This window comes from Alistipes sp. CAG:268, assembly GCA_000434235.1.
GTDB classification, from domain to species: Bacteria; Bacteroidota; Bacteroidia; order Bacteroidales; family Rikenellaceae; genus Alistipes; species Alistipes avistercoris.
Genome location: FR892009.1, coordinates 1 through 11,591, shown reverse-complemented (window position 1 = coordinate 11,591; position 11,591 = coordinate 1). Strand labels below are relative to the sequence as shown.

Genomic DNA, 11,591 nt, shown 5'->3' with positions numbered 1-11,591 from the left:
CTCTTCCGGGCCTATGCCGGACGGGTGCGGAACATCTACATCTGGAGTCCCGAGGAGGATTGGTCGTGGAACATGGCCGTCATGCTGGCCGCACAGCACAAGGGCCTGCCCCTCACCGAGGAACTCTATGCCCGGCTGACTTCCGAAACCCCGTGGAAGGGGCATGTGGAGCGGCTCTACGGCCGCTGGGCCTCCAAGCAGGAGGCTTATGCATGGGCCCGGCAGACGCTCCAGCCCCAATGCCATCCGAACATCCTCTTTTCGCTGGGTCTGCGCAGCGACTGGCAGGGGAATCCGTGGACGCTCTACGACTATGCCGTGGCCTCGCGCGGTTTCGCGTTCTGGCTCGATGATGCCGACCCGCAAGAGCGGGGCATAATCGAGGAGATCTGCCGGAACGGCCGTTTCGAACCGGGTGCGATCGTCATGGGTTATGCCAAAAGCGGCGACGACCTGCTCTACGTCACCAACCGGTACCACATCGGCTATGTGGTGAGCGACTACTATGCCAACGCATCGTTCTGGTGCAGCTACCCGAACAAGTCGTTCAGACAGCGCCCCGGCCGCGCCGTCAGGGCCGAGAAGGGCAAAATCTACGTGAGCGTCGTCTTCAGCGACGGCGACAACGTGCAGTTCGACCAGAACGCCCTGTACGCCATCTGGACCGATGACAGGGACCGCGGAGAGTTTCCCGTAGGCACGACGCTCTGCGCCGGGCTGCAGGAGCTGAACCCGTTCCTGATGGAGTGGTACTACAGACACATGAGCGACAACGACGAGCTGCTGGCCGGGCCGTCGGGCTACCAGTTCATCTACGGACGCGACTACAGCGAGCAGGGATACGGACAGTGGCTGGAAAAGAACCGGGCGTGGCTGGAATCGGCCGGCTTCCGCACCGGATGTTTCTGGCACTGCTCCTACGGCACCGACCGTTTCTACCGCTATGTCGAGACAGCCGGTCTCGAGGGTATCTTCAACGGGGACGACGACGTGGTGCTCGACTGCCACGAAGGGGTGGTCATCATGAACCAGGGGGACCATCTGGTCGCCGAGGGCGACCTGTACAACAACCTCGCCGCCCGGCAGGCGAAGCTGGACCCGTCACGCCCCCATTTCCTGAACGTCTACCCCACCGCCGCCACATACGGCTACCACGGCATCGCCCGGCTCAAACGCGAGGCGGAACGGCTGGAACGGGATTTCCCGGGACGCTTTGTCTTCCTGCTGCCCAAGGACAACGTCGCCACGGCCCGCGCATACTACAAGCAGCATCCCGAACACATTCCCTGGAAAAACCGGGAGACCAAAAACTGACCGCATATGTTCAAAACCGCAACCGTCCTCCTGCCGCTGCTGCTGACAGCCGTCCAGGCAACGGCGGAGAATGACCCGAAACCGGCACAAATCAGCCGCAAAGGCATACTGCAATGGGTCGATACCCGAATCGGTACGGCCGGGCACGGCCACACCTTCATGGGCGTGGCCGCCCCGTTCGGAGCCGTGCAGCTCGGCCCCGGAAACTTCAACAAGGGATGGGACTGGTGTTCGGGATACCACGCCTCCGACTCGATCTGCATCGGATTCGCGCACCTGCACCTCAACGGCACGGGCTGCAGCGACACGGGCGACCTGATCTTCATGCCCACGACCGGAACGCCGCAGGTATGCCCCGGGTCGCAGGAGGATCCGGACAGCGGCTACGCCTCCCGCTATTCGCACCAGCGCGAGACGGCGACCCCGGCATACTACCGGCTCCATCTGGACGACTACGGCATCGAAGCGGAACTGACAGCCACCGAGCGGGTCGGATTCCACCGCTACGGATTTCCCGAAACGCCGGGAAGCCGGCAGATCGTCATCAACCTGTTCGACGGCAACGGCGACGACCGGGCCACGGAGACCTTTCTGGAACAGGAGGACGACCGCACGATCCGGGGCTACCGCTATTCGACCGGATGGTCCAAACGACAACGCATCTACTTCTCCGCCCGCTTCTCCATCCCGGTGAAACTGGATATCTACAGGGACGACCGTCCGGTGGAAGGAAGCAGCGTCGAACGGGGAGTCAATATCAAGGGGATCGTGCGTCTTCCCGACGACACGCGGTCCGTATCGGTAAAAGTCGGAATCTCCCCGGTCAGCATGTCGGGGGCCGACCGGAACATCGAGAGCGAACTCCCGGGATGGGATTTCGAAGAGACCGTCCGCCGCACAGCCCGAAAGTGGGAGCGCGAATTGGACAAGGTCACTGTCGAAGGCGCCGACGACCGGACGCGGAGAATCTTCTACACGGGACTCTATCACGCATTCCTGCAACCCGCTCTCTTCAACGACTGCGACGGCCGCTACCGGGGTGCCGACGGGATGGTGCATGAGGACCCGGGGCACGAAACCTACACCGTTTTTTCGCTGTGGGACACCTATCGGGCCGCACACCCGCTCTACACCCTGCTGCAGGCCGAGCGCGTCCCCGACATGGTACTGACGATGCTAGACATCCACGACGAGCAGGGGATGCTGCCCGTGTGGCATCTCTACGGATCGGACACCCGGGAGATGATCGGAATACAGTCCGTGCCCGTCATTGCCGACGCCCTGATGAAGGGGATTCCCGGAATCGACAGCCGGCGGGCGCTCCGGGCCATGAAGGAGTCGATGACGAGCGACTACAAGGGGCTGGGCTGGCTCCGCCGGCAGGATTACATCCCGGCGGACAAGGAGGGCGAATCGGTGGCCAAGGGGCTCGAATACGCCCTCGCCGACGGATGCATCGCCCTGGCGGCCCGCAAGGCGGGCGACGGGGAGCTCGCGCGGGAGTTCGGGAGGAGGGCCCGGTTCTACAGAAACTACTGGGACCCGAAAACACGGTTCTTCCGCGGCCGCAATGCCGACGGATCGTTCCGCGAACCGTTCGATCCCTTCCGCTCGACCCACCGCAACGACGACTACTGCGAAGGTACCGGATGGCAGTACACCTGGCTCGTGCCGCACGACGTGCAGGGGCTGGTGTCGCTCTTCGGAAGCGAGGAGGCCTTCGCCGCCAAACTCGACTCGCTCTTTACGATCGAAGGGGACATGGGCGAGCAGGCGTCGGGCGACATCTCGGGGCTGATCGGGCAGTATGCCCACGGCAACGAACCGGGCCACCACACCGTCTATCTATACCCGTATGTCGGCCAGCAATGGAAAACCGCGCGGCTGGTCCGCCGCATCCTCGGCGAGATGTACACGGACCGGCCGGACGGGCTGGCCGGCAACGAGGACTGCGGGCAGATGTCGTCGTGGTACGTGCTCTCGGCCATGGGATTCTATCCGGTGAACCCGGCACTGGGAATCTACGTACTGGGAAGCCCCGCATTCGACCGGGTCACCCTGCGCACGCACGGAGGCAAACGCTTCACGGTCATCGCCGAGAACAATTCGGAGGAGAACATCTACATCCAGTCGGCCGAACTCGACGGACGCCCCTATCCATACTCGTACATCCGTCATGCCGACCTGCTGCGCGGCGGCACGCTGCGGTTGAAAATGGGACCGATGCCCTCGGACTTCGGATCGGACCCGCAACACCGTCCCATCGAAAAATAACCCATCGAAAAACATACAACCATGAAACAACTGCTCACCTCACTGACCGCCCTGCTGCTCGTATCGGGAGGCTGCACTCCCGAGGAGGAGCCCGAGGCCACGATCCGCATCGACCTGGCCCGGCGCGGAGCCGACATCCCGACTTCGATGTACGGCATCTTCTTCGAGGAGATCAACCACGCGGGAGACGGAGGACTCTATGCCGAACTGATCCAGAACCGCGGATTCGAGGACTCGTCCGTCCCGGAAGGGTACACCGTAAAAGGGGACCGGATCTTTCCGCCGGCCGACCGGACGAACCACCTGACGGGGGCACGTCCCCATCCCGACCTGTCGTTCCGCTGGAACCCGGACCCGATTCCGGCCTGGAGGTTCGAACAGCTCGAGGGATCGGGGGCATCGGCCGAACTGACCCGCGAATACCCGCTCAACGAAGCGAGTCCGACGGCTCTTAAGGTAACGCTTCCGGAAAAGGGACGTATCGCCCTGTCGAACTGCGGATTCTGGGGAATGAACATCGAAAAGGGGAAGGGATATTACCTGAGGATGAACACCTCGAACGGAAACCGGTTCGAGGGACGCGCCATACTCAAGCTCGTAGCCGAAGACGGCACGGAGCTCTGCAACCGGCCGCTGGCGATCGACCCGGACAGGACATGGTGCGAATACACCGGACAGCTGACCGCCACGGGCAGCGATCCGCACGCCCGGTTCGTCATCGAACTCGAAGGCACGGGGACGCTGCTGCTGGACTATGTATCGCTCTTCCCCGAAACGTTCCGCAACCGGATCAACGGACTTCGGAACGACATCGCGCAAACGCTCGAGGCCCTGCATCCGGCCTTCGTCCGCTGGCCGGGCGGCTGCATCGTGGAAGGCATCGACCTTTCGAACCGCATCGAATGGAAAAAGACGATCGGCGACCCCAAGAACCGTCCGGGAATCTACGACACGTGGGGATACAGGGCAACAATGGGATTCGGGTACCACGAATTCCTGCAGTTCTGCGAAGACATCGGAGCCGCCGGCATGTTCGTCTGCAATGCGGGAATAGGCTGTCAGGGCCGTGTAGGGGATGCCTGCAGGGAGGAGGATCTCGATGCATTCATCCAGGATGCGCTCGATGCCATCGACTATGCATTGGGCGACGGAACGACCGAATGGAGCCGCAAACGGGTCGAGAACGGCCATCCCGAACCGTTCCCGCTGCAATACGTCGAGATCGGAAACGAAAACTGGGGACCGGTCTACGAGAAGAGGTACGACCGGTTCTACAGGGCCATCAAGGCGAAATATCCCCGTCTGACCCTCATCTCGACTCTCGGTCTGGGCGGGCAGCACCGGCACGAGCGGGTGGACATGATCGACCCCCACTGGTACGTGGCACCGGAATTTTTCCTATCTTCGAGTCGTCTTTTCGACCAGCAGGAAAGAGGCGGCTATGCCGTCTATGTGGGAGAGTATGCGGTCAATCAACAGGTCGGAGGAGGCAACCTGCTGGGAGCGTTGGCCGAAGCGGCCTTCCTGTCCGGCATGGAGCGCAATTCGGATCTGGTGAAGATGGCGTCGTATGCCCCGCTGCTCGAAAACGTGAACGACCGGGTATGGCCGACGAACCTGATCTGCTTCGATTCGCACCGCGTCATGGGACGTTCGTCATACCATGTCCAGAAGATGTATGCCGAGAACCGTCCGGACTACAACACGGCGACCGAATTCGAACAGCCCCGAAACGGCGTGCAGGTAAGCGGCCGCATCGGACTGGGCGGATGGAACACGGACAATGAATACAGGGAGCTGAAGGTCACGCTGCCCGACGGCCGGGTCATCGAGGCCGACATGGAGCGCGGCTGGACTCCGAAAGGGGGCACATGGTCCGCAGCAGACGGCACCCTGAGCCAGGAAGGCCCCGGGGTGATGCGTTGGAGCATCTGGGATTCGCCGGAGGAGTTCTCCGACTGTTCGATATCGGTGAAGGCCCGGAAAAAGAGCGGAGACGAGGGTTTTATCCTCTACTTCGGCATGCAGGGAGAGACGGGATACGTGCTCAACATCGGAGGCTGGAGCAACCAGACCACGGCGTTCCAGCACATGGTCGGGACGGACATGCCGCAAATCCCCAACAACATCGCGCAGCAGGTAGAGACCGGACGCTGGTATGACATACGCATCGACATACACGGAGACAGCTTCACCTACAGCCTCGACGGGAAACGGATGCTCGAAGCCCGGATCGAACAGAGCAGGCAGTATGTCGTCTCCGGATACGACGAGACGACCGGTGAGGAGGTCATCAAGTTCGTCAATGCCACGGAGAAGCCCTTCACGGCCAGGATCGAACTGGCCGGCGCGGAATCCGTCGGGCGGACCGGCAAGGCCATCGTCCTCACGTCGGGCGACCCCTCGGACGAGAATTCGCTCGACAACCCCGAAAAGGTTGTACCCGAAGAGCGGGTATACAAGGGATTCTCCGACCGGTTCACGTACACGTTCGACCCGTGGTCGTTCACCGTATTGAGGATCAAGGTCCAAAAATAACATCCGGAAGGGGTGGGACGGCCGGCCGCGGCCGGCACGGCGTGCCGTCCCGCCGCGTCGGGCACGGTCAGAGGCGGCCGTACCGGCCGTTCCGCCCGACATCCGGAGAGCGCATGAACAACAACCGGGAACGGCCCACGGCCGACAACCGAAAAATTACGACCCAATGAAAAAACAGATCCTTTTACTGCTGTCCGCCGCCGTACTTGCCGGACAGGGTTCGGCCCGGGAGGGAAACTGGCTGCAATATGTGGATCCCCGAATCGGATCGGGCGGCCACGGACACGTATTCGTCGGGGCCAGCGTCCCGTTCGGGGCCGTCCAGGTCGGACCGCAGAACATCTTCAAGGGGTGGGACTGGTGCTCCGGATACCACGACTCGGACGACGTCGTCATCGGATTCTCGCACACGCACCTGAGCGGAACGGGATGCACGGACCTGGGCGACATCCAGATCATGCCCTTCACCGGGGAGGTACGCACCCGCCGCGGCGAACAGGAGGACATATCGGGCAGCTGCGCCGCACACTACCGGCACGAAAACGAGGAGGTGACGCCCTACCGATACGCCCTGACGCTCGACAACGGGATCGGTGTGGAACTGACCGCCGCCTGCCGCACGGCATTCCACCGCTACAGGTTCCCGGCCGGAGAGACGGCCCGGCTGCTCGTCAATCTGTATGAAGGCAACGGCTTCCAGTCGGTCGCCTCGGCGCTGCGGCGGCTCGATGCGCACACACTCGTCGGATACCGCATCGTCAAGGGATGGGCGCCGGAGCACCGGATCTATTTCGCCCTGAAAAGCGACCGGCCGATCGCCGAACTGCTCGTCTTCGAAAACGACGAACCGGCCGGACGCAACGAGCTCGAAGGGATCGGCGTGAAGGGTGTCGTCAGCTTCGGAGAACCGATCGACCGGCTCTGCATCAAGGTCGCCATCTCATCGGTCAGCGAGGAGAACGCCCTCGAGAACCTCCGCCGGGAGATTCCCCACTGGAACTTCGAGCAGGTAGCCGAGCAGGCCCGGGCTGCCTGGGAGAAGGAGCTGGGGCGCGTGGAGGTCGTCTCCGGCGACGAACGGGCGAAGCGCATCTTCTACACGGCCATGTACCACACGATGATCGCCCCGACGACCTACTGCGACGTGAACGGGGAGTTTCGCGGGCACGACAACCGGATCTGGAAATCGGACCGGACCAACTACTCGACCTTCTCGTGCTGGGACACCTACCGGGCCCTGCATCCGTGGTTCACCATCATACAGAGCGACCGCGTGGGCGACATGGTCCACTCGATGCTTTCGATCTGCGACCAGCAGGGGAAACTGCCCATATGGCCCCTGCTCGGCGGCGAAACCAACCAGATGCCCGGTTACGGAGCCGTGCCGATCGTCAGTGACGCCGTCGTGAAAGGCATCCGGGGAATCGACGCCCGCCGGGCGCTGGAATGCGCCGTGCAGTCGGCCACGCTGCGCAGGCAGGACGGGATCGGATACCTGCTCGACCGGGAATATATCCCGGCGGACAAGGTATTCGAAGCGACATCGAAAGCGATGGAATACGCCGTGGGCGACTGGGGGATTGCGGCCATGGCCCGCAAGACGGGCGACCGCGAAACGGAGCGGGTCTTCTCCGAACGGGCCCGCTACTGGCGGCACTACTTCGATCCGCAGATCCGATTCATCCGCCCGAAATTCGAGGACGGGACATGGCTGACGCCCTACGACCCGTTCCAGTCGGTGCACGGCGGTACGGGATATTTCGCCGAAGGAACCGGATGGCAATACACCTTCTTCACCCCGCAGGACCCCTACGGACTGATCGAGGCCATGGGCGGCGACCGGGCATTCGCCGGGAAACTCGATTCGCTCTTCACGGTCAGCGGCGACATGGGGCCGCAGGCATCGGCCGACATCACGGGACTGATCGGTCAGTATGCCCACGGCAACGAACCGTCACACCACATCATCTACCTCTACAACTACGCCGGACAGCAGTGGAAAACGGCCGAAAAGGTGCGCTACGTCCAGGAGCATTTCTACACGGACCGCACGGACGGCATCATCGGAAACGAGGACTGCGGACAGATGTCGGCATGGCATATTCTCTCGGCGCTCGGGTTCTATCAGGTGAATCCCTCGTGCGGCGTCTATTCGTTCGGCAGTCCGATCTTCGAACGGGTGACCCTGAACCTGCCCGGAGGCCGCAGATTCGTCATCACGACCGAGAACAACTCCCGGGAGAACATCTACATCCAGCAGGCGGAGCTCAACGGCAGGCCGTGGCCCTTCTCCTACATCCCGTACGGGGAGATCGTACGCGGCGGTTCACTGCACTTCGTCATGGGGCCCACACCCAACCGCGCATTCGGAAGCGACCCGTCACACCGCCCATACAACGAGATACGCTGATATACGTTCCAACAAACAAGAGAGATGAATAACCGAACCATGAAAAAAATGCTCGCCGGCATCTGCCTGCTGGCCGCAGCCATCGTCCCGGGAGTGGCCCACGCGAAAAGTCGGATCGAAATCGACCTCGGCAAACGCGGGGCGGAGATTCCCGCCTCGCTCTACGGAGTATTCTTCGAGGAGATCACCGGATCGGGAGACGGCGGACTGTATGCCGAGATGATACGCAACCGGGGGTTCGAGGAAGGAGTGCTCCCGTCGGGCTGCACGCTCGACGACGAAGGCTACGCCGCGGCCCCGCACCTGCGCTGCTACTCGAACGACTCGATCAACCGCTTCCGCATCCGGTGGAGCCCCGACCTGGAGATGACCGGATGGAGGGTGCAATACGCCGACGGTTCGCAGGCGGCATCCTCCGTAACGGACCGTTATCCGCTCAACGACGCGACGCCGCATGCCCTCCACGTGGAGCTGGAGGCCGCACGCAGCGAGGTGCACGTCGTGAACGGCGGATACTGGGGAATCGCAACCGAAGCCGGGAAACAATACGACCTCGAGTTCTACCTCCGGGCCGAAGGCACGACGCGCTGCCGGGCCGAGATCGTCGCTGAGGACGGAAGCCAGGTTGCTGCCTGCGCAATCCCCGTCACGGCCGACGGGACATGGCGGCGCTACACGGCGACACTCCCGGCATCGGCCGACGGAAGACGGAACGAATTCCATCTGGTCTTTCCGAACGAAGGGAACATCTGGCTCGATTACGTCTCCCTGTTTCCCCGGGAGACCTACAAGGGCCGGCGCAACGGACTGCGCAAGGATGTGGCCACGCTCATCGAGGAGCTCCGCCCCGCATTTGTCCGCTGGCCGGGCGGATGCATCGTGGAAGGGCTCACGCTCGAGAACCGGGTGCGCTGGAAACAGACCATCGGCGAACCGGTGAAACGCCCCGGAGAGTACAACCTGTGGGGATACCGCAGCTCCTACGGATTCGGATACCACGAATTCCTGCAGTTCTGCGAGGACATCGGGGCCGACGGCATGTTTGTCTGCAATGCGGGCATGTCCTGCCTGTTCCGCAACGGGGATTACGTCCAGGGCGAAGCATTGGACGAATTGATCCAGGAGGCGCTGGATGCCATAGAGTATGCACTGGGCGATGCCCGGACTACGCGGTGGGGAGCCGAGCGGGCGAAAAACGGGCATCCCGAACCTTTCCCGCTGAAGTATGTCGAAGTCGGCAACGAGAACGTATTCGCACGCTATGCCGCCAACTACAACCGGTTCCACAAGGCGATCAAGGAGCGCTACCCGCAGCTGACGGTGATCTCCGCACTGATGTTCAGCAAGGACATCGACCGTCTGGATCAGGTGGAGATGATCGACCCTCACTACTACGAGACCCCGGACTGGTTCTACAACAACGCCAGGGTCTACGACAAACTTTCGCGACGAACGCCCTACAAGGTCTATGTCGGCGAATACGCCGCGGTCGGGCGCGCCGACCTCTACGCTTCGCTGGCCGAGGCTGCCTATCTGACCGGCGTGGAGCGCAACTCGGACAAGGTGCAGCTGGTCTCCTACGCTCCGCTGATCGCCAATGCTCACTACGGGACAAACCATCTGATCGTGCTCGACAACGCCCAGTCTTACGGTCGGTCGAACTACCACGTCATGAAACTCTTCTCGGAAAACCGTCCCGACGTGAACATCCCCTTCCGTATCACCGGAGAAAAGGAGAGCGAACCGCTGGCTCCGGAAGGGTGCATCGGATTGAGCACCGGGAACACGGCGGTCCAGTTCCGGGAGTTGAAGGTCACGAGCCGCGGCCGCACGCTCTACGAAACCGACTGGAGCGACCTCGACGACCGCTGGGAGCAGATTCGCGGAACGTGGAGGGCGGAAGAGGGCACGCTGACCCAGCCCGCGGCATCGGGTGATGCGCTGCTCGTGCTGCGCGGTCTGCAGGCCGGCGACTGCACGATCTCGCTCAAGGCCAGGAAACTGTCCGGCACGGAGGGATTCCGCGTCGTGTTCGGATTCCGCGATGAACGGCACTACTTCATGGCCGACATGGGCAGCCACACCAACGAATCGGTGCTCTTCCGCGAGATCGGCGACAACGGCTCCGTATCGCTCTTCGATTACCGAAACCAGGAGCCCGTCGAAGCAAACCACTGGTACGATGTCCGGATCGAGATCCGGGGCAGCCGGTGGAAATGCTTCCTCGACGGCGAATTGAAATACGCCTACGACCACCGGATCGTGAACAGGCACTATGCGGCCGTCGGACTCGACCGCGAAACGGATGAACTGGTCGTCAAACTGGTCAATGCCCGGACCGAACCCTGGCAGACATCGCTTGCGCTCGAAGGCGGACGGGCCGCAGCCCCCACGGCCCGCCGCATCACGCTGACGTCGGAGGCGTTCACCGACGAGAACTCGTTCGACGCGCCCGAAAGGATCGCGGGGGAAGAGTCGGAACTGCCCGTCCCGGCCGGAGAGTTCCCGGTCACGTGCCCGCCCCGGTCGCTCACCATCCTGCGCATTCCCGTAGCACACTGAAAACCCACAACGATATGAAAACACTGATGATTCCCTTCATGGCCGCATCGGGGGCCCTGCTGCTGACCGCAGCCTGCGGCCCGGTGCGGACCGCCCAGCGGACCCGATCCGAAAATCCCGTCTTCGCCGGATGGTATGCCGATCCGGAAGGTGTGGTCTTCGACGACGAGTACTGGATCTTCCCCACGCTCTCGGACTATTATGCCGCCCCGGGCGAGAAACTTCCCGAACGGCCCACGCACAAAAGTTCGGCAATACACCAGCACTACAACATCCAGACCTATCTGGACGCCTTCTCGTCGAAGGACCTCGTGAACTGGACCAAGCATCCGAAGGTGCTCACGACCGAGGCGGTACCGTGGGTGAAGTATGCCCTCTGGGCCCCGGCCATCCTGCGGCATGACGGACGGTACTACCTCTTCTTCAGCGGCAACGACATCCAGAACGACCACGAATACGGAGGCATCGGCGTAGCCGTCGCCGACCGGCCCGA

5 protein-coding genes and 1 pseudogene are annotated in these 11,591 nt (G+C 62.5%); all 6 read left to right on the top strand.

The genetic code is table 11. From position 1 onward, the window contains the following. Positions 1–1,314, top strand: a pseudogene (locus QZL63_RS08405) (GxGYxYP domain-containing protein); the annotation flags it as partial. A gap of 6 nt (positions 1,315–1,320) precedes the next feature. Further along, positions 1,321–3,588 (top strand): GH92 family glycosyl hydrolase, encoded by a 2,268-nt coding sequence (locus QZL63_RS08400; protein WP_022308874.1) that lies wholly within the window; start codon positions 1,321–1,323, stop codon positions 3,586–3,588. A 21-nt stretch (positions 3,589–3,609) separates the two neighbouring features. Further along, the gene (locus QZL63_RS08395; protein ID WP_022308873.1) at positions 3,610–6,126 is read left to right on the top strand and encodes an alpha-L-arabinofuranosidase C-terminal domain-containing protein; all 2,517 of its coding nucleotides are present in this window, start codon (positions 3,610–3,612) and stop codon (positions 6,124–6,126) included. A gap of 166 nt (positions 6,127–6,292) precedes the next feature. After that, entirely contained in the window at positions 6,293–8,536 is a 2,244-nt protein-coding gene (locus QZL63_RS08390; RefSeq protein ID WP_022308872.1) for a GH92 family glycosyl hydrolase, read from the top strand. Between the two features lie 39 nt (positions 8,537–8,575). Beyond that, a complete protein-coding gene (locus QZL63_RS08385) occupies positions 8,576–11,098 on the top strand; it encodes an alpha-L-arabinofuranosidase C-terminal domain-containing protein (RefSeq protein ID WP_022308871.1) in 2,523 nt (840 codons plus the stop codon). A gap of 38 nt (positions 11,099–11,136) precedes the next feature. Next, positions 11,137–11,591 (top strand): family 43 glycosylhydrolase (locus tag QZL63_RS08380; protein WP_290586561.1); only part of this gene is annotated, 455 nt, incomplete at its 3' end.

What these genes read in the sequence shown, in the direction of transcription:
- QZL63_RS08400 (WP_022308874.1), top strand. Translation starts at nt 1,321, where the DNA reads ATGTTCAAAACCGCAACCGTCCTCCTGCCGCTGCTGCTGACAGCCGTC.
- QZL63_RS08395 (WP_022308873.1), top strand. Translation starts at nt 3,610, where the DNA reads ATGAAACAACTGCTCACCTCACTGACCGCCCTGCTGCTCGTATCGGGA.
- QZL63_RS08390 (WP_022308872.1), top strand. Translation starts at nt 6,293, where the DNA reads ATGAAAAAACAGATCCTTTTACTGCTGTCCGCCGCCGTACTTGCCGGA.
- QZL63_RS08385 (WP_022308871.1), top strand. Translation starts at nt 8,576, where the DNA reads ATGAAAAAAATGCTCGCCGGCATCTGCCTGCTGGCCGCAGCCATCGTC.